We start from the raw sequence: 25,586 nt of genomic DNA on the forward strand, positions 1-25,586 counted from the left end.
CGACGATTTATTTGATTTATTCATCCAACGATTTATTTGATTTATTCATCCGATTTGTTTTATTGGATGATTTATTTGATTTGTTTCAAAAAATCAACCGTTATTTTTGCGTCTTTCGCCGTTTTATTTTCGGCAATCAAAACCGCTTTTTCTCTTTTGGCTTTTTGGACGATCTTTTGGAGAACCGGCTCGCCGATGCTTCCGTCTCCAAATGCCAGATGCGCATCTGTTTTTCCGTCGTTGTCATGAATATGATAATGCGCAATCTGTTTTTTCAAAAATTCAGCTGTCGTTTTTGTGGTGTTGGAATGCCCGATATCTAAAACAATCGGATGGATGGCGGTCTCCCACTCGATCTCTTCCGGAGAACGGAAAAGATAAATGTCGCTGTTGGGCATATTTTCCACGCAAATTTTGATGCCTGCCTCTTCCTGAATTTTTGCCAAAACCGGCAAAGACTTCAAAAGCGCCGCTTTGCATGAATCGTACATGTCCCGGCCGGTCATATATCCCGGGTGAACGACCAAAATTTTGGCGCCGATTTCTTGACAAACCCGTGCGCTTTGCTGAATTGTTTCAAGTGCCGCCACACGTAGATTCTCCCGCGGATTTGCCAAATTCACATCTTGAGTCGGCGCATGGACCGAGTAGGAAAGCGTATGTGAAAAAAGGGATTCCGTATTCGGATTGTTTTTAAAATCCTCAACAATGTCGTGCATTTTTTCCGAAAAAATTTCCGCATGGGAACTTATTTTTTCAATTTCCAAAAGGGCAGACTCCAAATCTTGGTCCGCAAAAGCCAAAGTTGAAACGCCAATCATAGTTCTTTTTAAAGCGTTTTTGAATAAAAAAGTTTACATCATTTTTCAATAATTATGTAAACATTTTTATATAATCATGAAAAACAGATAATAAACATTTGAACGAATAATTCTTGTCATCTCTTACCGAAATTTTATATTATGGCAATGTTCATATCCAAAATTAAATCCTAAAATCAAATCCTAAAATTAAATCCTAAAATCAATCCAGTTCAAATCTATTATAGTTTTCTTTCATTTCATAAAAATGAACCGATTCCTTCAAGCGTGATTCTTATGACCGACCCGATTCAGCAAAACACATCTCCGCCTTTGGAATTTTCTCCTTTGGATTCCGATTCTTTGGAATCTTCCTCTTCGAATTCACACCCTTTGGAGTCTTCCTCTTCGAATTCACACCATTTGGAGTCTTCTCCTTCCGATTCTTCTCCGCCGCTTCATCTCAATTTAGAGGACCCCGCTCTTTACATTGAGCGCGATTTCAGCTGGCTCTATTTCAATATGCGTGTCATGGAAGAAGCCTTGGATGAAAGCATTCCGCTTCTTGAACGCGTCCGGTTCCTTTCGATTTATGCCGGAAATTTGGATGAATACTACATGGTCCGAATTCCCGCTGTCCACCGCCTTGTTTTGGAAGAAGGCATGAGCCTGGAGACCGCCAACAACGCGTATTTTGAAATGCAGCGCATTTACTCCGAACTCGCCGTCATGCTTAAAAAAATGGAAACATGCTGGGAAAACATCTTGGTCCCGGAACTCAAAAAACACAACATTCACATTTTACAGTACAGTGAACTGGAAAATTATCAAATCGATTACCTCAGTGATTATTTCCGGCGCAATATTTTCCCGCAGCTGACACCGCTGGCGTATGATTCCAGCCACCCGTTTCCCTACATCACCAACCAGAGCATTAATTTTGCCGTCATTTTGTCCGATGCGCTTTACGGCGATATTTTTGTCCGGGTCAAAATTCCGACCAACGTCAAGCGGCTGATTCTCATTCCGAATCGGGAGGATTTGCAAAACTCAAATCTGGACGCGTCCGGACCCACGCCGTTGAGCCCCGGCATCCGAAAATCAAAGTCGGATACTTACAATTTCATTTGGATTGACGACGTCGTTTTGGCGAATTTGGACATGGTGTTTCCGGGACAAAAAATCAAGGAAGCACATGCGTTTCGGATTACACGCGACGGTGATTTGGGCATTGATGAGGATGGTGACTTTAGTTTGATGAAATCCATTGAGAAAAAGTCTGGCGTTAACTACTTCGGCCCGCCGCTTCGGATCGAAATCAATGACGGAATGTCGGATTTCGTTTTAAAAACATTGCTTGAAAACTTAAAACTCCGCTCGTCTCAAGTCGAAGCACTGAAGTCTCCGGTCGGGCTCGTTTCCATTTCCGAAATTTGCAGCATTGATCGTCCCGATTTGAAATATCCGCCGTTTACGCCTAAAAAGAAAAAGTATTTGGAGCCGTCAAGAAACAGTGACATTTTCTCCAAAATCCGGAAAAAAGATGTTTTGGTTTACCGTCCGTATGACAGTTTCGACAGCATGATTGACTTTGTGCAAGCCGCATCGGTAGATCCGGATGTTGTGGCCATTAAAATCACATTGTATCGGGTGGATCGCAATTCCCGAATTATTCAATTCCTCAAAGACGCCGCCGATAATGGAAAACAAGTGGCGGTTCTCATCGAGCTCAAAGCCCGGTTTGATGAAGAAAACAATGTTTCCAAAGCGAAAGAATTGGAACACTCCAACATCCACGTGGTTTACGGCGTTCCAAACCTGAAGACGCATGCGAAAATGTGTTTGGTTTTGCGCCAGGAAGAAGACACGATTGTTCCGTACATGCACATGAGCACCGGAAATTACAATGCGGGAACGGCAAAAGTCTATTCCGACTTTGAATATTTTACAGCGGACCCGGTCATTGGACAAGACGCGGTCGACTTGTTCAACAGCCTGACCGGCTATTCCCGAAAAACAAAATACAGAAAACTGTTGGTGGCTCCCAATTCCTTGCGGGATGAATTTATTCAAAAAATCCGCCGCGAAGTTCAAAGCCACAAAAATTTCGGAAACGGCTACATGTTCTTTAAGTTAAATTCACTGGTGGATCCGGAATGTATCAAGGAATTGTATTTGGCGTCGATGGCCGGCGTTAAAATTGATCTTCAAATTCGCGGAATCAGTTGCATCCGTCCCGGACTTCCCGGAATCAGCGACAACATTTCCGTCACATCCATTGTCGGACGGTTCCTTGAACACAGCCGGGCGTATTATTTCTTCAACAACGGAAAAGAAGAAATGTATCTGGGAAGCGCTGATTTGATGCAGCGCAATTTAGACCGCAGGGTTGAGATTCTGTTTCCGGTCAATTCGGAATATTTGCGCAAAATCAAAGACGTCATTCTCAAAAAGCATCTGGAAGACAATGTCAAGCTCAGAATCAGCCTGTCCGACGGCTCTTTTAAACGGTGCGAAAAATCGCCGGGTGCCGAAGCTTTGGATTCACAAATGTGGATGATGGTCAATCAAGACAAATGGGAATGAATGTAAAATAACGCAAAAATATAACGCAAAAATATAATGCAAAAATATAATGCAAAAAAGAAACGAAGAGGCCGTTTTTAAAATCTTTTTTTTTAAAAACGGTATTTCGGTTTTTTATTTTTTCACTCCTTTCCAAAATTACCATTTCTTTTATTTCCAAAATTACCATTTCTTTTATTTCCAAAATTGGTACCATTTCTTTTTATTTTCAAGGATGGGCGCAGTCATTTTTTTCGGTTCGCCGGGCAGGTTTTCGAAAGGTTCGGCATCCGGTTTTTTATTGGAATTCTCAGACTCCCCCTCCGAATTTTTGTTTTCTTCCTCCGGTTCGGGGGGTGCTGATTTTTGTTCCATGGGATAATATCCCGGTTTTGCCGCATCTATTTCCGGTCTTTTCGCATTTTCAATCAGCGGCTGCACTTGAAGCATGTACGCTTGATGAATTTTCATGAGTTCTTCATAATTCTTATTGGATGCAGCCAGCTGTTCCTTTAAATCCGAAATGTGACGGCGTTGAACTTCGATGATACTGTTGTCGATTTCTCGCTGAATGATATTTTCTTCCCGGCGCCGGTTGCCGGCGTAGTATTCCAAAAGGGCGGCGGAAACAATCTCATCCGGCTTTCTTTCGCTTTTTATCCGGGATTTGAGTTCCTTGGAAAGACGGAAATTCACTTTCCCAAGCTTATTTTTGTCTTCACTCTCTTTTACTTTTTTGGAATTTTTTTCCTTTTTGAAATTCTGATTCTCTTTTGAATTCTCTTTTTGATTCCGATTCTCTGAATTTTGAGACACTGTCGTTTCCTCTCGCTTATGATTCAAATGATTCTTCCAACATTTTTGAAATCCGGGTCTGGAAATATTTTCCGTCCATTTTCTGCCAAACTTCTTGGAATTTCGGCAGCAAGATTTGAATTTCTTCTTCCCGATACGCTTTGTATTTTAAAAGTTCAAGCCGCAGGATTGTTCTTTCTCCCGGTGTCGATTTAAAATATTCTTTTTCGTCTTCCGTTTGCCGGATATACCGCCTGATGGATTCGATGGCGACGACCGCATCATGAAAATCGCCGAGCAGATCTTGCAATTCTTTAAATTCTTTGAGCAGCAGGTCGGCGCTTTCGCCGAGATTTTCCTTAAAAAAGTCCAAAGTGTACCGAAAATTTTTGGCGGCGATTCGAAGCCGGTGAAGCTTGTCGATTGGAATCCAAGCCCCCGCCATCCATTCACGGTAGGCGGTCATTCCGGCGGCTTTTTCATACAAAATGACCGGCAAAACATCTGAAATCCGGGATGGGTAAACATCTCCTTTTTTTCCGATAATGGTTTTTCCAATGAATTTTCGTTGAGCGTAGGTTTGACGCGTTTCTTTTTTGAACTTTTTGTAGGCGGGCGAATTCAAATAATTCACAACATCCCGCTGAGATTTTTCAATATCGGCGGCAACCATTTCATAAAACAATTTCATGCGGCTTGGGTCCGTTTTTTGCGTTTTGACATAAATGTCTGTTTTTTCCAAAAGCACATCCAAATCCCGCTTTTTTCCAAGCGGCCGGAGTGTTTTTTGAATGCCGGATTTGGCGTTTGCCGTAAATTCCGGGTCCAAATAATTTTCAAAAACAACCATTAGCGCATTCATTTTTCGAAGAGCGACCCGCATGTCATGAACCGCTTCAATGTCCTTGCCGGCGATGACGCCGCTTTCCGTTCGGACCATTTCTTTAAGCCGAGCGAATAGGATTTTTTCAGCGGCGCTTGCAACTGTGTTATTCAAATGGATTTTTCCGAAATCAGCTTTTTCTTGGTTTTCGCCGGGGTTTCCACACTTTTCCGATTCCGGGTCTGCATTGTCTTTTTCCCGGATAATTTGAACCGGAATTTCAAAAACAAATTCAAAAAAACTTCCTTGTTTTTTATTTTGAATTTTTCGGGGCGGATGGTCGGATGTATAATATATCCGAATTTCCGGTTTTTCAAAACCGTTTTCCTTTTCAAAACCGTTTTCCAATTCCGTAAGGGCTGTTTTTTGTTCCAAGATTATTTTTGAAATGGTTGCATTTTTCTTTTCCAGCTGTCCGATAATTTCTAAAAATGCCGTACAGACAAGTGCTTTTCTTTGAAGGGCGGGCGGGATAAAAATTCCGGCATCGAAGAGAGCGGCTTTTATTTTTTCCGGCGTCGGATTTTTAAGAGCGACCCATTCCAGGGCCAGCCCGATTATTTTGAGTTCGTCGGAAGAAACGCCTTTTAGCGGATGTGTCCATACGATTTCTTTGGAAAGATTTGCATTGTTTGCCGCAAATCCTTTTCCGATTCCATAGAGAAGCGCCGCGTTTTTTAAAATCCGGCCGGATTCAAAGTGAGGCTCATCGCCGAAATTTTCTTTTTCCTCTTTATGGAAAAAGCCGGCCAACATTTTCATATTTTCCAGACGCATTTTTCCAAATTCATCATCGGCAGGTCCCGCTCCATACAAAAAAATCAGATCTTTCGCGGTCCATGTCTTTTGGTCCGGCCCGAATTTTTGCCGGGAATATTTCGGATTTGGCGGAATTTGAAACACAAACGGAAAAACACCCAGCCGCATCATTAAAAATTCTTGGTCAACCGCGTTGATCTCGGCTGGTGTTTTTTTGTATTTTAACGCCGCGAACTTTGGCGAAAGACCGCTGTCCAGCGCCAGTAAAATAGAAGCTTTGGTTTGAAAAATATCTGCGATTTCAGCCTTTTCCCTTCCGCCGTCCAGTTCCTTTTCAAATAGTCCACGGCTTCCGAAAAACTCAAAAAAATCAGTCGTCCAATCTTTTTCGCAGATTTGCATAAGCGCCGCTTTTTCAGACGGTCGCAGGAAATGAGCGCCGGCGGACTCAAATATAGATTCGGAGTCCAACCTAAAATCCGGAACAGTATCGGCTTTTTCATCAAAAGCGGGGTTGATCCGGCCTTCAATTTGGTCACGGTTGAAATAAAGAATCAGGGCCCGCTCAAATTTGGATAAATAATTCGGAGAGATATTATTTTTGACAGCATTTTCTTCTTTGAGACGATTTACGAAATCTTCTAAATCCGCTTCGGATCCATCTTTAAGCTCGATTTCCAGTTCAAAAAATGAATGGGTTTGTTCGGAAATTTTAAAATAAACAGTGTCTACCGACATTTCAAAGAGAACCGGTCCTGTCATTTTTTCATCAGTTGTTTTGTATATATTTCGAAAAAAGCGTTCCTGTTCCATCATAATGACAGGAACCAATTCAAAATCGCCGGCAATGTCCATGAGTTTTCTTTTAAAATCAGGGAGGCGGATGTCTTTGTAAGTTTGGCCTTTTTGCAAGGTGGTTTTGCTTTCCGTCCGTTTAAAGATACCGTCAATATTCTTTTTTTGACCGCCTGCGCCGTCCAAGCTTTTGAGAGTCCATTCGGTTTTTTTCCCCTCTTCTTCCCGGGCCCGCAGATAGCAGCCGGTTGACAAAAGAAGCAGGTCTGGCGTGTCGTAAAATGTATCGGAAAAAACAACCTGATTTCCTTCGTCAATAAAATAAGAAATAGAATCGGAATTGATGGTGTTGATCGTCTTTAAAAAGGTGTGTGTTTTTGGGTTTAAAACACTCAATTTGCATTCGACTTCCATTTCTTTTCCCGATTCATTTGAATTAAAATTTAATTTTTTAAATATTTATTTAGTATCACCTTTTTCGTATAAATATTCCCTCTTTTTTGGTTTTTATGTTTTATGTTTTATTAAATAGGTTCCTCAATTAAAGGGGTTCTACGGTTGGGACAATGTATTTTTTGACTTCTTCAATATCCACAATATTCCCCTTTTGATCGATGTATTTTCCATCCTCTCTATGTTGAATTCTATTTCCAATGTGTCATTCTCCGAGGAATAAAAAATAAACAGGAACACAAGCAAGAATAAGGCAAAGAGCAAAAAATAAAAAAATTATTATATTTTTATAATTTTGCAAAAATATTATATATCCGATAAATAAAATTGAAGATCATTGCTTTCGTCAAAATAATATTTTCAAAAAAGTACAGTTTTTGACTAAAACTTTCGACTAAAAATTAAGGCATTATTTTTGAATGATGGAATTTTCTATTTTTTCAATATCATCCATCATTTTTCGAATGGAATCATATCGTTCATCACCGGTGTTTAAAAAATGAGTGACGTTATCTCCGGCAATTGCACCCTGTTGCGATGGTTTAATCAAGCCGTTTTGTTCCAAAACACGCAACGAATACCGGACTTTGTGGGCTTGCATTCCCGTCTCTTCAGACAATTTTAAAATACCGATGGGTCCCCGCTCAATTACATACTTCAGGACAAGCATATGCCGTCCAATCAATTCCAATTCGTTATTCGCTTGCTCAAACAACATTTTAGGGACACAACCATTTCGAATTCTTAAAAATAAAGTGTAAACATTCTCTATTTATAACTATCTTGTTTGTTTGTAAACAATTGTATAACAAACAACAACAGCCGCCTAAATATTTTTTTCTTGTTCGCTCTTTTTAATTAATATCTTTATTTTTTAAATATAAATCTTTTTATTATTTTATAAGATATATTTTTATCTCCTTTTTAATACAAATCTTGCAAAAATCAAATCACCGTATTTTTCAAACATCCGACTCCTTTTATTTCCACTTCGACACACTCCCCGGGAATGAGACGCCCGACACCGGGAGGTGTTCCGGTCGCAATCACATCGCCCTTTTGCAAAGTCATGATGTTGGAAATAAACGCAATCAAATCCGGTATTTTGAATATAAATTCCGACGTGTTGGAATTTTGTCCGGTCCGCTTGCTTTTTTCATTACCGACTTCCCAAATCCGGGTTTGGATGGATAAATTATTCGGGTCCAAGTTCTTTTGTTCGAGTTCTTCCGGCGTTACGATGAAAGGACCGAGCGGCGCGAAAGTGTCAAAACTTTTGGCACGGGTCCATTGCCCGTCCTCTTTTTGCAAGTCCCGAGCGGTTACGTCGTTGAAACAAGAATATCCGGCAACATGGGTGAATGCTTTCTCTATCGGAATATTTTTGCCGGCTTTGCCGATAATGACCGCAAGCTCCGCTTCATATTCCACCTGCCGGCTCTCTTTGGGACAGACAATTTGTCCGCCGTCCGGCAAAAGTGCGGTGGGCGGCTTTAAAAAAAGAATCGGGTTTTTTGGAAGCGGCATGTTCAGCTCTTTTGCGTGGTCGGCGTAATTTAAGCCGACACAAATGATTTTAGACGGCAAAACCGGCGGCAAAACCGTTACGGCCGAAAGGGAATACTCGTCATCCAATTCCTGATACGCGGGCGCGGGGTAGACGGTCCCGTCAAATACCTCTCCTTCAAAATCAGTCGTTTGATATCGAAATCTTCCAAACATTTTGTCCCCCAAAGTTTCGCATCATTTCAATAAAGCATCAACTTCTTCTTTTTTAAATACCGAGCGGATGATTCGGGTTCTTCCTTTGGACCCTTTTCCGGAAAAATCAGCAGTGACTACGTTTGCGGAAATCATTTTATTCATAATTTCATAAAACCGGGTGTAGCCCAGGTTTGTTTGCGCATTGAATTTTTCGTACAAGTCGCCGGCTGTGATTTCTTTGGATTCGGCAACCAGCCGAATGATCAACTTTTCATGGTCGGTTAAATTGGACAATGTTTTGGAAATGTAAAGCGACCGGGATGCCGTATATGCTTTTTTCACATCTTCTTCGTCCACTTTTTTTGACGCGCGCTTTTCGGCGTTTAAACCGGAGCGTTTGAGCAAATCCACGCCAACCCGCAGGTCTCCGCTTTCGCTGACAAACTCCGCCATCATTTTTTGCGCGCCGGCAGTCACGACATTTGGAAAAAATCCGCGCCGAATCCGGTCCGCCAAAATGTCGTCAATTTCCGAAAATTCGTAACGGGGGAACTCAATTTCTTCAGGCAGAAATACGGAGCTGACGCGCTGGTCAAACCCATAAATGACTTCGGGGTCGTTGACAATCGCGATGACGGAAATTTTGGAGCCCGGATATTGTTCGTGCGCACGCAACAGCGAATACATCACTTCATCGGCGTGGCCTTCGTAAAATAAGTAATTGATGTCGTCTAAAACCACCACTAAGACTTTATCGAGGTCGATGAGTTTTTTAGCCAATTTGTCAAAAATCCGGTTAAAAGAAACGCCGGATGCCGGCGGGGCAACGCCCATGACAGATTTGTAAATCCGGGAAATGACGGCAAAGCGGGTGGAATCGATCTGGCAGTTCACTTTGACGGTCAGGACCTTGTCGGTGTATTCTTTAAGCTCGTCAAAAATTTTTAAGGACGCGCTGGTTTTTCCGGTGCCGGGCGGACCAAACAATAAACAGTTCAGCGGACGCCCGCCGCGCAGGGCCGGCTTGAGCGCAAACCGAATCGTATTGAGTTGAGCATCCCGATGCGGGAAATAATCCGGCAGGTAATCCAATTCGAAAATGTCGGATTCTTTAAAAAGAGTTTCATCCCACATCAGCATGTCTTTTTCTTTCATGAAAAAACTCCGGTAGACTTTATTGACGTTGTATTGGCATTTTATGGACATGTATTGATTTTTACATTTTGTTTTTCTTTTACTTTCAATGAGATATTATGATATAAAAGTTCAATGATTCGCTCCATCCGGAACATTCGCATTTTTTTAGAATTCATTATGATGTTTTTCGTTCATGATATTTGGAAAAGCAGATTTTAAATACCAAGATATCAATCGTTCTTCTACTTTTTTCTGATATTTTGATTTTTGAAAGGTTGAGAGAAATTATGGCATTGGATCCGGAAGATCAAAAAACGATTGAGAAGTATGCGCTTCAAAACGCCGTCAAATACGAAGCGGTTCCGCAGGCGAAAGCGGTGATGGGAAAAATTATGGGCGTCTGCCCGCATTTAAGGGCACGGGTGCCGGAAGTCTCCGACACGATTGCCGACATCACCGCGCAAATGGAAAAGGAAACACCGGCACAGTGGGAAGAACGGTTGATTGCGCTTGCGCCTGAACTTTTGGATGAGCTCTCTGTTAAAAAAGAGCCGGACAAGGGATTAAAGCCATTGCCGGGAGCCGATACCGGAAAAGTGGTGATGCGGTTTGCGCCCAATCCCAACGGGCCGCCGACAATCGGAAGTTCCCGCGGGATGATTGTCAATTCCGAATATGTCAAAATGTACGACGGCCGGTTTATTCTTCGGTTTGACGATACGGATCCGGAACAAAAACGTCCGATGCCGGAAGCGTATGACTGGTATGTGGATGATTTCAAGTGGCTGGGTGTTACTCCGGACCAAGTTGTGATTGCATCTGACCGGCTGGACAAATATTATGAAATTGCTTTTCAGCTGATTGATTTGGAAAAGGCGTACGTTTGTTTCTGTGAGGGGGAGACGTTTAAAAGTTTAAAGGATAAAAAACAGGCGTGTCCACACCGAGAGACCTCGGCGGCTGTCAACCGGGCGCATTTTGAAAAGATGCTGTCCGGCGGATTTGAAGAGCGAGAAGCGGTTCTTCGGATTAAGACCGATATTATGCACAAAGATCCGGCAATGCGGGACTGGGGAGCTTTTCGGATTTTGAAAAAATCTCACCCCAGGCCGTCGGTCGGCTCCAAGTATGTCGTGTGGCCGCTTTTGGATTTTGAGGGCGCGATTGAGGATCATCTTTTAAAAACCACGCACATCATTCGGGGAAAAGATCTTCAAGATAGTGAAAAGCGTCAGAAATACATTTATGATTATTTGGGCTGGATTTACCCTAAAACCATGCACTGGGGACGGGTGAGAATTGAAGAATTCGGAAAACTCAGCACGAGCGGAATTCGGGCATCGATTGAAGCGGGAGAATACACCGGTTGGGACGATCCGCGGCTTCCGACGATTCGGGCGATTCGCCGCCGCGGCATTTTGGCGGACGCTTTACGCAAATTCATTGTGGAAATGGGTGTCGGGGAGACCGATGTCAGCATCAGCATGGATTCTTTGTATGCGGAAAACCGCAAATTTGTTGACCCGATTGCGCACCGTATGTTTTTTGTCGAAAATCCGGTGGAAATGAAAATCGAAGGCCTTGGAAAAACGGTTGCAAAACCGCCGCTTCATCCGGACAACCATGCGGTGACGCGTGAAATTTGTGTGGATGGCAAGGTTTTTGTGACGGCTGAGGACGTGTCGGCGATGGCGGCAGGCTCTAAAATCCGGCTGAAAGATTTGGCAAACGTTGAAATTGTTTCTACAACTCCGTTGGTCGCGAAATTTTTGGACACAAGTCCGGAATCGGCGAAGAAGAGCAAGATGAAAATTATTCATTGGGCGCCGGTGGATGGGGTTTGTGTGACGGTTCTTGGGCCGGAGAAAAATTCCGGCGGAATCGGGGAGCGTCAAATTTTAACGGAATTGGATCATGTGGTTCAGTTTGAGCGGTTCGGCTTTTGCCGGATTGATGCCATTGACGGCGACCGGGTGACGGCTTATTTCACACACAAATGATTTTTAAATCATTTGTTTTTCGGGTCATCAGATTTATTTAATCATGCGTGAATTTAGGTTTTTGAATTGTTTCGTTTTTGAATTAAATTTTTGAATTAAATTTTTGGAGAATCCATATGAAGATTTTAGTCAGTGATTCGCTCTCGGAAGAGGGTCTTTCGATTTTAAAGGAAAGCGGTTTTGATGTTTTGGTCAAAACGGGTCTTTCCGAGGATGAGCTTGTTGTCGCGATAAAAGATGTTGATGCGCTTGTGATTCGCAGCGGAACCCAAGTGACCGCCCGTGTCATTGAGGCGGCCAATAACTTAAAAATCATCGGACGCGCCGGGGTCGGCGTGGACAATGTGGATGTGGATGCCGCGACGAAAAAAGGAATTATCGTGTCCAACACGCCGGATGGAAACACGCTGTCCGCTGCCGAACACACGTTTGCGATGCTGATGTCAATGGCAAGAAACATTCCGCAGGCGTGCGCGTCTCTTCGGGGGGACAAATGGGAGCGCAACAAGTTTATGGGAGTTGAACTCAACAAAAAAGTCCTTGGAGTCGTTGGTCTGGGACGCATCGGCGCCGAGGTGGCCAAACGGGCGCAGGCTTTTGGAATGGTGATTCTCGGATACGACCCGTTTGTTTCGGAGGAACGGGCGAAATCCATGGGTATTCAGTTGACGACGGTGGAAGACATCTGCCGGCGCGCGGACTTTATTACCGTGCACACGCCGCTCACAAAGGAAACCATGAACCTCATCAACAGAAATATGTTTGATGTGATGAAGAAAAACGCGCGTATCATTAATTGTGCCCGGGGCGGCATTATCAATGAAGAGGATTTGGCGGACGCGGTCGAGTCCGGCAAAATCGCGGGCGCCGCCATTGATGTTTTTATCAAGGAGCCGCCAACCGGATCCCGGCTTTTAAAATCTGACAAAATCATCGTGACGCCGCACTTGGGGGCGTCGACGGTGGAAGCGCAAATCAATGTGGCGATTGACATCGCGCATGAAATTCTCAATGTGTTGCGCGGAGAAGGGGCAAAAAGTGCGGTCAACATTCCGGCGGTTCGGGCGGATGTGATGGCGGTCATTGCGCCGTACATTAAATTGGCGGAGACGGCCGGCAAAATCGCGGGAACGTTGATTGGCTCAAGCTATGACAAAATTGATTTGTCCTACCGGGGCGAAATCGCCGGCAAGGATACAAGAACGGTGACGCTTGCCGCTTTGAAGGGTTTGCTTCAGACGGCGGTCGGCGCGGGCGTGAATTATGTGAACGCGCCGGGTCTTGCAAAGTCGCGCGGCATTGAAGTGAGCGAGAAAAAGTCGGATACGACGGATGAATATTCTTCCGTTTTCACCCTCACGGTTTTTGGGGGCAACAAGACGACCAGTGTTTCGGGAACGGTTGTGGGCAATGACATTAAGATCATTCAGATTGACAAGAACCGGATTGATGTTTTCCCGTCCGCCTACATGATTTTTGCCGACCACATCAACAAGCCGAATGTGATTGGCCCGTGCTGTCAGATTCTTGGGCAAAACAACATCAACATTTCCGGCATGCAAGTCGGTCATGTGAAAATCGGCGAGCCGACGATTATGGTGATTAGTGTGGACAGCGACGTTTCGGAAGCCGTCCTTAAAAAATTGATGACGGTCGACGGCATTTTGAGCGCGAAAATCGTTGCGGTTTAAAAAAGTATTTTTCAAAATCGTGAATGAATTCATTCACGATTGATTCTTTTATTTGCGATATCATATACAGTTCCATCGTCTCGCACAGCAACCACAACAATTTTCATTGTTTCTTCTTTTCGAACGAGACCGTAAACAATTCTGAATTTTCCCGACCTTATTTTGAAATAACCGGAAAGTTTTGTGTATTGATAATTTTCAAGAGGCTTTCCATATCCGCCTTCAACTCGTGGCAACGGATTTTCAGATACTTTTTCGATGACTTTTAAGGCTCGGATTTTTACGGATTTATCCATTTTTTTGAGATCGTCTTGTGCTTCTTTGAAATATTCAACTTTCCAAGTCATTCTTCAATCTCCACATCATCCATATCTTCCAGATCTGCTTTACTAATTCCAAGTTCCAAAAGCATTTCTTCGTGGGTAATTGTCTTTTTGCCTTTCGAATTTTGTATTCTTCTTTCTGCTTCGATCAAAAGAGCTTGGTTTTCAATGATTTCTCTCATTTCTTCAAATTGTTCAATGGATAGAATGACACCTATTGGCTGATTATTTTTAAAAACAAATTTCATACCGACATCATTTACATTTTCAAAAATTTTATTTGCACCGCCTTTGTTAAATTCTGAAATCGGAACAAATGCTTGAGATAAATTTTTTGGAAAAATTTCTATGTTCATATTTTCACCTTCTTTTTAATGTCTTATTATTCCAATACATATAAATTCATCTATAATTTTATCTATAAATTCATCTATAGTTTTATCTATAAATTCATCTATAATTTAATAGGTATGTTTAATAACATAAATCAATAAAAAGTCGATTTTTCCTTTTTTAAAAATGAAATCCCAAAACTTCTATATTTAGACGATCATTTTTTGATTTTGTTTTATTTGCTTTGATTTGTTTTGATTTGTTTTTTCATTTCGGTATATAATTGCATATACATCGTTTGTAAAATACTTGTCTGCAAAAAGTCAATAAAAAAAGCCGGCATTCCTGCCGGCTTTTTCATTTTTTTCCGTTTTTAAAAATGAATCCCCGGATTCATTTTTTTGATTATCGTTTTTTTGTTTTGGTTTTGTTTTTTACATATTTTAACTCTTTTTTTCAAATATTCATTTCTTCTTCAAGACGAAATACCAATAAGCAATTCCGCCGACAAGAAGAACCGCCAAAACACCCGCGACAATCCAAATCCAAGTGTTTCCGCCGGATAAGCCGGAACCGTTTCCGTTGCCGGAACCGTTTCCGTTGCCGGAACCGTTTCCGTTGCCGGAAACATTATTGTTTGGAGTTTGGCTGTCGCTTTGGTTATTGTTTTGATTGTTTTGATTATTTTGGCTGTCGTTTGAACTTCCGATTTGCGGCGGTTCGCTTGAAACATTTCGGCCTCCGGTGATTCTCACGTTTTCACCGCCAAACCCGCCGCTTGAACCGATTTTGTTAACCGTCAAAGCTGCGGCATCGGATTCAATAAAATCCTCAATTCCGGTACCGGTTACCTGAACTTTAAACAAATAACCATCCATATCCAGCGTTGACGTGAAGCTCAAACCAGCATCTGTTCCATCCGGTGTCCATTCTTGGAAGACTCCACTGCCATCGTCATAGAACCATTGGTAATCAAATCCGATGACATCCGTTGTTTCAAAGGTTGCCGTCTCTTGTTCTTTAACCGTGACATCCATCGGATTTTCAAAAACCATCAGCGAAGCAGATTCCGAAGACGTGACGATTCCTTCATCCGAATTTACAACAACTCTATATTCTCCGGCATCGCCGCTTGTCGTTGTCATTGAAAGGGTTGCTTCGTCTTTGCCGGAAATGTCTTCAAAAATTCCCGAATTGTTTTTCTGCCATTGGAAAGAGAAAACGGTCGGCAGCGTTCCTGTCACAGAAAAAGTGGCTTGTTCTCCAATAAAAGCAATCGTGTCTGTTGGATTTGAAACAACGGTCAGCGAAGCAGATTCCGAAGACGCGACGATTCCTTCATCCGAATTTTTGACAACAACTCTATATTCTCCGGCATCGCCGCTTGTCGTTGTCATTGAAAGGGTTGCTTCGACTTTGCCGGAAATGTCTTCAAAAGTTCCTGAATTGTTTTTCTGCCATTGGAAAGAGAAACCATCCGGCAGCGTTTCCGTCACGGAAAAAGTTGCTGTCTTGCCAACAAAAGCAACTGTGTCTGTTGGATTTTGAAGAACATCAATTGTATTGGAATGTGTTGTGTTGGAATACAGGTGCAAGATACCGCTTGAATCTGTTCGAGAACCAAAGAGAACCGGTGTTGTCAATTGGTTGTTGACCAAATAAATCATTTTATTATTGGAACCTACAATTGTTATCGGGTCATATGATACAATTTTATCGTCACTGTTTTTCAAAACGGTACCGTCTTTAAACAAATTTTCGCTTGTCGCATAAATGCTTCCGCCATCAATGACAATATTCGAAGTTCCGTCGTTTCCGGGTCTTAACCCGCCGCCACCTTTTCCACCGCCAATTGCGTAATCTCCGGATGAGGTGACTTTTATGGTTCCGCCTTGGATGGTTATACTTGCGGTGCCGCCGCTGCCGCCGCCGCCGCCGCCGATACCGCCGCCGCCGCCGCCGATACCGCCGCCACCGCCGCCGATACCGCCGTCGCCGCCGCCGATACCGCCCGTTGCTGTAATCTGTGCAGAATTCGATACTGTCATTGAGATAATACTACCGCCACCGCCGCCGATGCCGCTACCGCCACCGCCGCCGATGCCGCCGCCGCCGCCGCTACTGCCGCCACCGCCGCCACCTGTTGTATCAATCTGTGCTGAGCCGGATATTATAATTTCTGTGAGGCTGCCGCCGTTCATGCCGCCGCCGCCACCGATACCGGCGCCACAGCCGGCGCCACCGCCGGCGCCACCGGTCGCTTTAATTTTCGCGGAATCGGATATTACTATTTTTGAGACGCTGCCACCGTCATAGCTGTAGCCGGCTTGCCCCCCGCCTCCACCAATGCCGCTGCCGCCATAGAAATCTCCCCCCGCTGCTGTAATATTTACGATGCCATTGATATGAATGGTGCCGGCCGTTTCTCCGTCTAAACTTAGAGTTCCAACTTGTCCGCCGATTCCGGCACTGCCTTGTCCTCCGGAAACGGTAAGAGAATTTAAGGAGTCGGTGGAGGTGATTGTCAAAAATTTATCTGTGCCGACATGGATTCCGGTTAAACTGTAAGGATCTATGGTATTTGCGATAATGTTATTTGTTCCTTCCACGAAAAGAGTTGAACCGTCTGTGCTGTCAATGTCAATTCCATGTTCTCCGGTGGGAGGAGCGATGTTTAAATCTTGGATTGTCAAATCAATATTGTTTCCCGATTTTGTTTTAATGCTTAGGTTCAGAGATTTTGATTCGTTGTTACTTCTTATTTTTAAATTTTTTATTTCATCCGGAATAAGGATAATCCGATTGCTTTCATCATCCGTCCAATTATTTGCATCAAGGATTAATTCATGCGGACCCGGTGACGCCCAATTTGTTAAATTTGAATTTGCTTGCGCTGTGGTTGTCACTTCTGCCGAAACGGCCAATGCCACGCTTGGGACAAATACGAAAAAAATCGCCAAGGCGATGAGAATTATAAAAAGCGGGTTTGCTGATTTATTTATTTCTTTATTTTTATCTCTATTCTTATTCATTTCTTATTCCCCCGATTTTGATTTTTTAATTTTTTTAATTTTTTGATTTTATTATGTTCATCTGATTATGTTTTTTTAGGGTCAAATGATTTAAATGTAGCAACTACGAACACTATATTTATCAATCATGAACAATTATAAACTTTATTGATTTAATTAAACAGAATTTATATAATTTTTTTTAATAATAATTATATTGCAAAAAATAAATTCGCAGGTCTTTTTTATGACAATCGGCTTTCATTTCCAATCCAATCCTTGTTCCCCGGAATCTGTTTTCAACAATTTTTCCCTTCTGAAAAAAATCGCGAAAAAACACGGGGTTGATTTTTATGATGAAACCGATTGGAAAAACATCCTCTCCACGGAAAATCCCGGGGAGAATCCCAAAAACGCCGAAATTTTTGCCAGCGTCCATTTCTTTAAAACGGCCAATATCTTTTTTTGGTATGAGGACGGCTGCCTCATTGGAGATTGTCAAACAAATATTGCCGGCGCCGGCTTTCATGCGGCGGCCATTGAGTGGATGGACGATTTCTTGAAAAAAACAGAGTTGGATATCACCATTGAAGATGAAGCTGATTATTATTCCCGCCGGGATTTTGAGCGGATGCGGCAGGAATGTTTCTATCCGTGGCTGGACAATTTGGTGCAAGGAATTTTTGAACAATTCCAAGGCGGCGATACGGTCAGCGATGCCGGCGGCGATACTGTCGGAAATGTTTTTGTGGGCTGGGGACTGAAAAACTATGAACCGGCCGACATTCCCAAAACCGTCGTCACAACAATGGGACGCTTTTCCCTTCAAAATATGTTAAAGGGGGCCGAAAACATTGAAGAATTCGCAAACAATTTTTTCATTTGGAACAACCCCAAAAAAGATGCTTTCTTCTATCGGAATTTAGCGGTTTCTCATCTTTGGGAAGACTGCCGCTTTATGCCCAAAGACAGAAGTGACAACGACAAAAAAATCAACGAAGAAATTCTGTCGCTTTTGGACAAAGCCGTAGCACTCGACAAAACCATTCCCATTCCCATTTCGGAGTACAAAGAACTTTGCGCGCTGATGGATAAAAAGAAACGATTGACATTTTCGCCGGTGAATTACACGTCCGAATTTCAAATCGGATTCCGGCGGGAAATGATCCACTGGCGGCTGGGATACCTTCTTTTGTCATTTCCCGGACACTATTTGTTCACCCAAGAACGAGGCGAGCAAGATCACATTTACTACGACGACGCCTCCGAAAATTGGTTTACCTACAGGATGACCGCACTCGTCGGTCATTCCCAAGAAAAATTTGACGAAGATTTGTTTGAAAGCGCCGTTGAGCCGCCGGAAACATTTTTGATCCAAAATGGAAAAGTCAAGGCGGCATTTGTCGGAAAAATCCCGGAAGAAAAGGGCGGCTACTATCAAATTGTCGCGGAAATTTTATCCGACAAACAAGTGACGCTGGTTACGGTTTATTGGGACAATCCGGACAATAAAAAAGAAGTGATGGACCGGCTCCGACAAATCCGGGCCGTCACGTTAGAAGATGATTAATTCCATCGGTTCTATTTTGTGTCCGAACTATGACATAAAATTTAGTTGACCGCGCAATGCCGGCTTGCGAAAACAGCAGCCAAAGCATCGCTGACCATTTTCCTGATATCAGGAAAATGATTGATATCGGCAGCGGTACACAGTGAAAAGTCAAAGATTTCGAGCTGTCTCGTTAGCGCCCGTTGCGGCACTCACTCTTTCTATTTATTCAACAAAAACAGCAGGCGTTTACACAATTATCCGGATGAAATGTCATCTTCATATTCGATTTTTCCGTACGGTCCGACAATCCGGCTCACTTTGTTCGGGTTTTGAATTTCATGCTTTCGCTGCATGCCGGCATAATATCTTTTTTTGGTATTTTCCGGCGTTGCGCAGGTATCTGTGACGGAATTTTCCGATTTTTGAGATTTGAGCGCGGCCGGATTTTTTTGGCAAAAAGCGGAGTCCTCTAAAAGGACCCGCAAATCTCTTTGACGACATGGAATTTCAATGCCTTCTTCCCGGAAACGGCGCAAGACCGTGGAATTGATGTAGTCGCGGGATTCCCATTTCCGGTCAAACCGGTTGGTCCAAAATGTGACCATCAAATCCAAACTGGATTCTCCAAATGTCAGGAAAAAGACTTCCGGGGTTGGGACTTCTAAAATGTAATCAAAATTCCGGGCGGCTTGTGTTGCGACTTCCATGAGGATTTCTTTCACTTTGTCGATATCTGAGCCGTAGCCGACGGAAAACGGCAGGCGAACTTTTAATTTGATGTCCGGCATCGCGTAATTGGTGATGATGCTTGTCGAAATAGTGGAGTTCGGAATTGTCATCAGTTCGTAGTCCAGCGTCCGGATGCGGGTGCTGCGGGAACCGATGTCGAGAACATCGCCGACGAATTCTCCGATTTTGACACGGTCGCCGACTTTAAACGGGCGGTCGGCATAAATCATGGCGCCACCAAAGAAATTGCCCAGCATGTCCTGAGCGGCCAGCGCGACGGCGATTCCAAGAACACCCGCGCCCGCCAAAAGCGGCGTAATATTGACTTTATAAATCTCCAAAATGACCAAAATCGCGACGAACCAAATGATATATTCGGCGAGAAGGTCCAAAAGACCCAAAATCCTGGAGGTAATATCGTTTTTGGAGCTTTGGATGATTTTTCGGCCATAGAATTCCATGATGTTTTGGACAAGAGCCGACAAAAACCAGGCGCTGACAAGGACTATGACGACTTCGTTCAGCTCTGTCTTCATGAATTTTTCAACGCCTTCCGGCGTTAAAAGATAATGAACAATGCCGTAATAAGTCGGAATTAAAAAAGCGATAATCGTCACCGGTTTTCCGACCGATGCCAACAAGATGTCATCCCATTTCGTTTCGGTTCCCGACACCTTTTGAATCAGCATTTTTCGAACGCGCCGGATTCCGAAAAATACAATCAATCCCAAAATAATATACAGACAGCCATAAACAAAGTTGATGTTGTCATAATTAAAGTATTGTAAATAATCCGCCATAATTCCTGTCACTCTTAAATATCGCATTTTTGCAGATAAAATTGTAAAAATAAACAATCATTTTTTGAAAGTCCGTTCGTTTTCGTTTTTTAATTTATTTTTTGCAATAACCGAACAAAACTATATAATCCTGAATGGTTATTATCCTATCGTCTTTTTCATTTATTTTATCTATTATATAAAAAATATAATAAACATTAGATAAAATTATGATTTTGTAAAAACGGTCAATTCACATTAAACTTCGGGGAAACGATATGCAAAAGGCATTTAAATATTTATGGACGGCGGAATTGTTAATTTTTTGTTTTTTTTGTTTGACGGGGACGGCATTTGCAATTAATTCAATGACGGAAACAAGTCCGGGTAATTATACGATTGTTTTGGATCCGAATGATAATGATGACCGTATTTTTTCGGATGCAAATATGAGCTTTATGTTTGATTATGGAAATACCAGTTTTAACATAAATGCACAGTCTTCCGCGCCGGATTTGAATTTAACTCTCAATTTAATCGGCGGGTTTTCTCCGGCTCTACAAGATGCTCTTGTCATATCCACGATGAACATGAACGTAACGAATGTCACCTTAAATGGAAACGGCCACAACATTGAAGATGGACGGATTTATTTTCAATCGGGTAATTTTGGCGACATTGTTATTTCAAATGTCAATCTTTCGACATCCGGTTCTGGAAATTTGATTGAATTTGAAGGTTCAATGGAGTCAGAGACGACAACCATTCAAAATTCAAAATTAACGAACGGAAGTATCCATTTCAATTCTTCAATGTCGAAAAATGCAGTTTTTTCCGGTTTGAATATCACAAATGGAAGTTTGGACCTTTCAACAAATCCTTTTTCAGAATTAAGTGTTCACAATAATGTCATTTCAAATCCTTCCTCTTATGTTCTTATTCTGCCGCTGGCGAATCCGGATAATTCGTCTTACATTTACAATAACAAGTTTATTTCAGATTCTGATTACATTGGCGGGTCCAGTTCCCTCCCGAATGTTTATTTTAACAAAATGCCTTCTTCCGGAACCAGCATTGTCGGCGGTCCGTACATTGCGGGAAATTATTGGAGTGATTCTCACGGGACTGGAATTTCCGATCTTATGGATGCAACACCGACCGGCTACTCCGAAAGCAGATATTCTGCAAACCCCTCTCTTGAGTTTATTGATTACTATCCCCTCACAAAATACGCAGCTGGCGGTAATTCCCCGATTATTTTGAGAGACACCAATGAATCCAATGAATCCAATAATACAAACGAATCCAACCAAACCAACCAAACCAATGGAACACCGAGTTCCCCCTCTCCTTCCGGAAACAGTGTGAGCAATACATTCCGGCATTTGAAAAATAACAACACATCCACCGAAGAAGTCATTTCCGATTACATCATCCCCGCCTCCGTCGTGATCGGATCGGTGATGAGTGCCATTCTGATGATTTTCCTTAGTTTGCTTGACACGTTCTTTGACGTCACCTCTCAAAAAGTCCGAGAAACGGCGAAACACAAAAAATTGACGTTTGAATTCAACCCGCCGAAATGGTCTGAAATTTTCAGTGCCCGTTCCGCTTTAATGGTTCTCATGTTCTTCATCGGAATTCTCGTCGTCGATACGCTTCTTGGGGACACGGTTGACGCGGCTATGAATGGTGGGCTGCTGAGTTTCCTGACCGCGATTATTCCGCCCATTTTTGTCGCGTCCCTCATAAACATCGGCGGCGGACTTTTGCTGGATGAACTCATGGATTTCGTCTTGGAAAAACTCGGCAAATTCACCCGGGAAAAATCAGGCATCTTGGACTACATCGAAACCAACCGGCATGTCAACATCGCCGTGTTCTTTGTAACGATTGCGGTTGCTGTCGCGCTCATTTCATTCTTCATCTTCTTCATGGAATGGACGCTGATTTAAAAATAAATAGGAAGGAATCGGAATTTTTTTCGATTCTTTTTTCTTTTTTTGTGCTGCGCCGGCGTGCGCATTAAGACAACAATTTTTTAATTTTTTCAACAAAACGAGGGGTCAGCTTTTTAATTTTTAACATTGCCGCATCTGCTTACTATTTTACCGTTTGCTGCGTCTGTTTATTATTTTGCTGTTTGCTGCGTCTGTTTATTATTTTGCCGTTTGCTGCGTCCGTTTATTATTTTGCTGTTTGCTGCATCTGTTTATTATTTTGCCGTTTGCTGCGTCCGTTTATTATTTTTCTGTTTGCTGCGTCTGTTTACTATTTTTCTGTTTGCTGCGTCTGTTTTCACATATTTCTTATCACAATCGTATTTTACCGAAAAATTCGGACGCGGGAACGCGTCCGAATTTTCGGGTGGTTTTGCTTGGATTTTTCATTTGTTGTTTCGTATTTTTTATATTATTTTTCAACCGCCCCGTCTTGAAAAATTCAAAATGCCGCGGCAAATTTTGAGCAAAGTTTATATTCTAACGGACAGTTATGTCTTTCTCAATTCCAAATGGAAATGAAATATTGAAAATGAACTAAAAGTACAAATAAAAATGAATGAGACGTGGGGCTCTATGACGCTGAATCCTGATAAACTGGAACTGATCCGACGAAATACTGATGAAATTATCACTGAAGAAGAACTGATGGAACTTTTCAAAAAAAACCCGGCACCGAAAGCCTATGTAGGTTACGAACCCAGCGGAAAAATCCATATGGGACACGTCCTGACCGTCAACAAACTTCTGGACCTTCAAAAAGCCGGCTGCCAGATCACGATTCTTTTGGCAGACGTCCATGCCTACCTGAATAAGAAAGGAACCTTCGAACAAGTTCGAAAAATCGCCGACTACAACAAACGCTGCTTTATCGCGTTGGGTCTCCAAGAAGAAAATACGCGTTTCGTCTACGGTTCCGACTACCAGCTCGGGCATGAATACATGCTCAACGTGATCCAAATGTCGCGAACCGTCACTCTTAACCGGGCCACCCGCAGCATGGATGAAGTCGGCCGCGCCATGGACAACCCGATGGTTTCTCAATTGATTTACCCGATTATGCAGTCTCTTGACATTGCGCTTTTGGATATTGATATCGCGGTCGGTGGAACCGATCAGCGGAAAATTCATATGCTTGCGCGCGAGCACCTCAAAGATTTGGGATTTAAAACACCCATTTGCATTCACACGCCGATTCTTTTAGGATTTGATGGAAACAAAATGTCTTCCTCCAATGATAATTTTATTTCCATCGATGACAGCGCCGAAGACATTGAAAAGAAATTGAAAAAAGCTTACTGCAAACAAGGAGATGTGGAACAAAATCCGATTTTGGAACTTTTCAAGTACCACATCTGTCCGCGCTATGAAAAAATTGTCATTGAAAAACCTGAAAAGTTTGGCGGAAACAGCACTTACCATTCGTTTGACGAACTCAAAGAAGCATTCGCCGCTGAAAAAATTCACCCGATGGACCTCAAAGGCGCCGCCGTCAAATACCTCAATGAAATTTTAGATCCGGTCCGAGCCGTCTTGATGTAATCAAAAAAACGTCACATAAAATTGTAACAAATCGGAAATCGATATTAATTTGAATTGAAGAATTTGTCACAATTTCGGACTCTTTTTTTGAAAAATCAGTTTATTTTTCTTCTTTTTCTGTTTTTTGCTTTTTTAATTTTGGTTTGTTTGCGTTTTTGTGCATTTTCCGCCCCGCGCGCGTTATGGCAGCCATTTATGATTTGATCTAACAAAATCGAGGGACGTTTTTTTTAGAAATGTCACTCAATTTGATGACAGGGTTGATGACAGGCCGATGACAATTGATAGAAAAATGAATTCGTACGGAAAAAAGTAAAAACAAAAGACAAAAGACAAAAAAAGTAAAAAAAAACGAAGAGAAAAAGAAAGAGAAAAAGAAGAGAAAGGTAAAAAAGAGTAAAAGAAAGAGATTGACAAAATTAATAAAAGATAAAACCTTTGAAGGAATTGTTATATCCCATAAATGATTATAGGTTTCTCAAAATTTGTAAATGAACTTTCATTTATCCATCAATTATCAATATCGCAATGATTCAGGTGTTTTTATGATTTATACATATCAGGACGGAACAGAGCTTCCGGTTCAAAGAGATTTCATTCAAGATTTAAAGAATTACATTGAATGTTTGGGAAAGGTTCTGCCTCTTGAAAATGCTATCATTGAAAGAAAAGACCGAGACAAAGAGGACATTGCTGACTTGAATCGAAAATGGGTTGTCCTCAGCAAATTCCGTGAAGATTTAATTCATGCGTTACCGCTCAAAGAAGGAAGCGAAGAATTTGTGATTTTAAAACCGTGCATCGCCGAAATCATTGAAGTGTGTGACAAAAGCATTAAAAATGCGCGCGAATCCTTGGAATTTGAAACCAATCAAATCAAAAAAGAATCGAATGCCTTCATCAAATCCAAGGAAATTGAAATCATTAAAATTCTGAGTCCGTTTTTGGTGTCAAGTGTTTACGGCGCAAAGCGCGCGTATGTGATTTCCCAAGAACAAAACGCTTTGACCGGCATGCTTTTTGGATATGTGTCCGGCCTTCAATACAATTATCTGCTTCATTTCAATGACGAACGGTTGACGGTTCAAAAATTAATGGGAAAATTAAACGTGCCGCACATGGCCAAAACCGGGATTTTTGTCAAAGAAAACAAGCCACGCATCAGCAGCTTGTCGGACTACACCGTTTTAAACATCCAATATGATGACCCGTACAACTTTTCACTGGATTTGGAAAACAAAAAGAAAATCGTGAAAATCATCCGAAAAAATGGCAGTTTCTCAATTTTCGATGATGGTCAAGATATTACGGCCGACACCGATTTATCGGCACTGATTGAAGACACTGAGCTTCAAAAAATCCCGGAAAAAATTACCAATTACATCAAAAAGAACGTCGCGTCCTTCGAACTCAAAGAAATTTTTATTGACGAAGACGATGCGATCGCCAACAATTACACGTTTGACTGCATGAAAGTGATTGCCGGACAATATGGCGCCATCGTTCACGAATGCCTCCGAAAAAGTCCGATTAAGAATGAAATCTCCATCAAAATCCAAATGGAAGACGGTACCCGAAGTGAAAAATATATTTCAAAAGAAGAGTTGTATTCCAAATTGGCCAACCTTGGCGGGGAAGGACTCGAAATTGCCGGAATTATCGGGGTGGAAGCAACAAAAGGCGCCGGCGCAAATAAATATCTGATTGTTTGATGATTGGGTGATGTTTATTGTTT

General features: G+C 42.3%; 17 protein-coding genes. 7 read left to right on the top strand and 10 right to left on the bottom strand.

Annotated features, from left to right (window positions below; translation table 11 throughout):
- Positions 1-71 precede the first annotated feature (71 nt).
- The gene (locus MsAm2_RS01105; protein WP_338097988.1) at positions 72-821 is read right to left on the bottom strand and encodes a sugar phosphate isomerase/epimerase family protein; all 750 of its coding nucleotides are present in this window, start codon (positions 819-821) and stop codon (positions 72-74) included.
- Positions 822-1,097: 276 nt separating this feature from the next.
- Between MsAm2_RS01105 and ppk1 the strand changes: the two genes are divergently transcribed.
- Positions 1,098-3,386, top strand: coding sequence for a polyphosphate kinase 1 (gene ppk1 / locus MsAm2_RS01110; protein ID WP_338098480.1), 2,289 nt, complete (start codon positions 1,098-1,100; stop codon positions 3,384-3,386).
- A gap of 174 nt (positions 3,387-3,560) precedes the next feature.
- Here ppk1 and MsAm2_RS01115 read toward each other — a convergent pair whose 3' ends face one another.
- From MsAm2_RS01115 to MsAm2_RS01135, 5 genes are all read right to left on the bottom strand, one after another.
- Positions 3,561-4,181 (bottom strand): hypothetical protein, encoded by a 621-nt coding sequence (locus MsAm2_RS01115; RefSeq protein ID WP_338097989.1) that lies wholly within the window; start codon positions 4,179-4,181, stop codon positions 3,561-3,563.
- Positions 4,182-4,197: 16 nt separating this feature from the next.
- Positions 4,198-7,011: a CYTH and CHAD domain-containing protein gene (locus MsAm2_RS01120; protein WP_338097990.1), complete on the bottom strand. Its 2,814-nt coding sequence runs from the start codon at positions 7,009-7,011 to the stop codon at positions 4,198-4,200.
- Between the two features lie 448 nt (positions 7,012-7,459).
- Positions 7,460-7,768: a hypothetical protein gene (locus tag MsAm2_RS01125; protein WP_338097991.1), complete on the bottom strand. Its 309-nt coding sequence runs from the start codon at positions 7,766-7,768 to the stop codon at positions 7,460-7,462.
- Between the two features lie 227 nt (positions 7,769-7,995).
- The gene (locus MsAm2_RS01130; protein WP_338097992.1) at positions 7,996-8,772 is read right to left on the bottom strand and encodes a fumarylacetoacetate hydrolase family protein; all 777 of its coding nucleotides are present in this window, start codon (positions 8,770-8,772) and stop codon (positions 7,996-7,998) included.
- A gap of 21 nt (positions 8,773-8,793) precedes the next feature.
- Complete coding sequence (locus MsAm2_RS01135) at positions 8,794-9,909, bottom strand: ORC1-type DNA replication protein (RefSeq protein WP_338097993.1); 1,116 nt, start codon at positions 9,907-9,909, stop codon at positions 8,794-8,796.
- 269 nt (positions 9,910-10,178) lie between these two features.
- Between MsAm2_RS01135 and MsAm2_RS01140 the strand changes: the two genes are divergently transcribed.
- Positions 10,179-11,891: a glutamate--tRNA ligase gene (locus MsAm2_RS01140; protein ID WP_338097994.1), complete on the top strand. Its 1,713-nt coding sequence runs from the start codon at positions 10,179-10,181 to the stop codon at positions 11,889-11,891.
- 116 nt (positions 11,892-12,007) lie between these two features.
- Positions 12,008-13,582: a phosphoglycerate dehydrogenase gene (gene serA / locus MsAm2_RS01145; protein WP_338097995.1), complete on the top strand. Its 1,575-nt coding sequence runs from the start codon at positions 12,008-12,010 to the stop codon at positions 13,580-13,582.
- 29 nt (positions 13,583-13,611) lie between these two features.
- On the opposite strand, the gene MsAm2_RS01150 is transcribed toward serA, so the two are convergent.
- The 3 genes from MsAm2_RS01150 to MsAm2_RS01160 all read right to left on the bottom strand — a co-directional run bounded on the left by MsAm2_RS01150 (position 13,612) and on the right by MsAm2_RS01160 (position 17,270).
- Positions 13,612-13,929 (bottom strand): type II toxin-antitoxin system RelE family toxin, encoded by a 318-nt coding sequence (locus MsAm2_RS01150; protein ID WP_338097996.1) that lies wholly within the window; start codon positions 13,927-13,929, stop codon positions 13,612-13,614.
- A complete protein-coding gene (locus MsAm2_RS01155) occupies positions 13,926-14,261 on the bottom strand; it encodes a hypothetical protein (RefSeq protein WP_338097997.1) in 336 nt (111 codons plus the stop codon). Before MsAm2_RS01155 ends, MsAm2_RS01150 begins: the two co-directional genes overlap by 4 nt.
- A 441-nt stretch (positions 14,262-14,702) precedes the next feature.
- Entirely contained in the window at positions 14,703-17,270 is a 2,568-nt protein-coding gene (locus MsAm2_RS01160; protein ID WP_338097998.1) for an immunoglobulin domain-containing protein, read from the bottom strand.
- A 226-nt stretch (positions 17,271-17,496) separates the two neighbouring features.
- Between MsAm2_RS01160 and MsAm2_RS01165 the strand changes: the two genes are divergently transcribed.
- Complete coding sequence (locus MsAm2_RS01165) at positions 17,497-18,819, top strand: hypothetical protein (protein ID WP_338097999.1); 1,323 nt, start codon at positions 17,497-17,499, stop codon at positions 18,817-18,819.
- Between the two features lie 236 nt (positions 18,820-19,055).
- On the opposite strand, the gene MsAm2_RS01170 is transcribed toward MsAm2_RS01165, so the two are convergent.
- Positions 19,056-20,357, bottom strand: a complete 1,302-nt coding sequence (locus MsAm2_RS01170) for a mechanosensitive ion channel family protein (protein ID WP_338098000.1) — start codon at positions 20,355-20,357, stop codon at positions 19,056-19,058.
- Between the two features lie 320 nt (positions 20,358-20,677).
- On the opposite strand from MsAm2_RS01170, the gene MsAm2_RS01175 reads away from it, so the two are divergent.
- The 3 genes from MsAm2_RS01175 to MsAm2_RS01185 all read left to right on the top strand — a co-directional run bounded on the left by MsAm2_RS01175 (position 20,678) and on the right by MsAm2_RS01185 (position 25,563).
- Entirely contained in the window at positions 20,678-22,264 is a 1,587-nt protein-coding gene (locus tag MsAm2_RS01175) for a NosD domain-containing protein (protein WP_338098001.1), read from the top strand.
- 621 nt (positions 22,265-22,885) lie between these two features.
- Positions 22,886-23,851 carry a tyrosine--tRNA ligase gene (locus tag MsAm2_RS01180; protein ID WP_338098002.1) on the top strand — a complete coding sequence of 322 codons (966 nt, stop codon included), beginning with the start codon at positions 22,886-22,888 and terminating at the stop codon, positions 23,849-23,851.
- A 545-nt stretch (positions 23,852-24,396) separates the two neighbouring features.
- Entirely contained in the window at positions 24,397-25,563 is a 1,167-nt protein-coding gene (locus MsAm2_RS01185; RefSeq protein WP_338098003.1) for a chromosome segregation ATPase, read from the top strand.
- Positions 25,564-25,586 lie beyond the last annotated feature (23 nt).

It is taken from the genome of Methanolapillus ohkumae (assembly GCF_032594355.1).
GTDB lineage: Archaea > Halobacteriota > Methanosarcinia > Methanosarcinales > Methanosarcinaceae > Methanolapillus > Methanolapillus ohkumae.

What these genes read in the sequence shown, in the direction of transcription:
- MsAm2_RS01105 (WP_338097988.1), bottom strand. Translation starts at nt 821, where the DNA reads ATGATTGGCGTTTCAACTTTGGCTTTTGCGGACCAAGATTTGGAGTCT.
- ppk1 (WP_338098480.1), top strand. Translation starts at nt 1,098, where the DNA reads ATGACCGACCCGATTCAGCAAAACACATCTCCGCCTTTGGAATTTTCT.
- MsAm2_RS01120 (WP_338097990.1), bottom strand. Translation starts at nt 7,011, where the DNA reads ATGGAAGTCGAATGCAAATTGAGTGTTTTAAACCCAAAAACACACACC.
- MsAm2_RS01125 (WP_338097991.1), bottom strand. Translation starts at nt 7,768, where the DNA reads ATGTTGTTTGAGCAAGCGAATAACGAATTGGAATTGATTGGACGGCAT.
- MsAm2_RS01130 (WP_338097992.1), bottom strand. Translation starts at nt 8,772, where the DNA reads ATGTTTGGAAGATTTCGATATCAAACGACTGATTTTGAAGGAGAGGTA.
- MsAm2_RS01135 (WP_338097993.1), bottom strand. Translation starts at nt 9,909, where the DNA reads ATGAAAGAAAAAGACATGCTGATGTGGGATGAAACTCTTTTTAAAGAA.
- MsAm2_RS01140 (WP_338097994.1), top strand. Translation starts at nt 10,179, where the DNA reads ATGGCATTGGATCCGGAAGATCAAAAAACGATTGAGAAGTATGCGCTT.
- serA (WP_338097995.1), top strand. Translation starts at nt 12,008, where the DNA reads ATGAAGATTTTAGTCAGTGATTCGCTCTCGGAAGAGGGTCTTTCGATT.
- MsAm2_RS01150 (WP_338097996.1), bottom strand. Translation starts at nt 13,929, where the DNA reads ATGACTTGGAAAGTTGAATATTTCAAAGAAGCACAAGACGATCTCAAA.
- MsAm2_RS01155 (WP_338097997.1), bottom strand. Translation starts at nt 14,261, where the DNA reads ATGAACATAGAAATTTTTCCAAAAAATTTATCTCAAGCATTTGTTCCG.
- MsAm2_RS01160 (WP_338097998.1), bottom strand. Translation starts at nt 17,270, where the DNA reads ATGAATAAGAATAGAGATAAAAATAAAGAAATAAATAAATCAGCAAAC.
- MsAm2_RS01165 (WP_338097999.1), top strand. Translation starts at nt 17,497, where the DNA reads ATGACAATCGGCTTTCATTTCCAATCCAATCCTTGTTCCCCGGAATCT.
- MsAm2_RS01170 (WP_338098000.1), bottom strand. Translation starts at nt 20,357, where the DNA reads ATGCGATATTTAAGAGTGACAGGAATTATGGCGGATTATTTACAATAC.
- MsAm2_RS01175 (WP_338098001.1), top strand. Translation starts at nt 20,678, where the DNA reads ATGACGGAAACAAGTCCGGGTAATTATACGATTGTTTTGGATCCGAAT.
- MsAm2_RS01180 (WP_338098002.1), top strand. Translation starts at nt 22,886, where the DNA reads ATGACGCTGAATCCTGATAAACTGGAACTGATCCGACGAAATACTGAT.
- MsAm2_RS01185 (WP_338098003.1), top strand. Translation starts at nt 24,397, where the DNA reads ATGATTTATACATATCAGGACGGAACAGAGCTTCCGGTTCAAAGAGAT.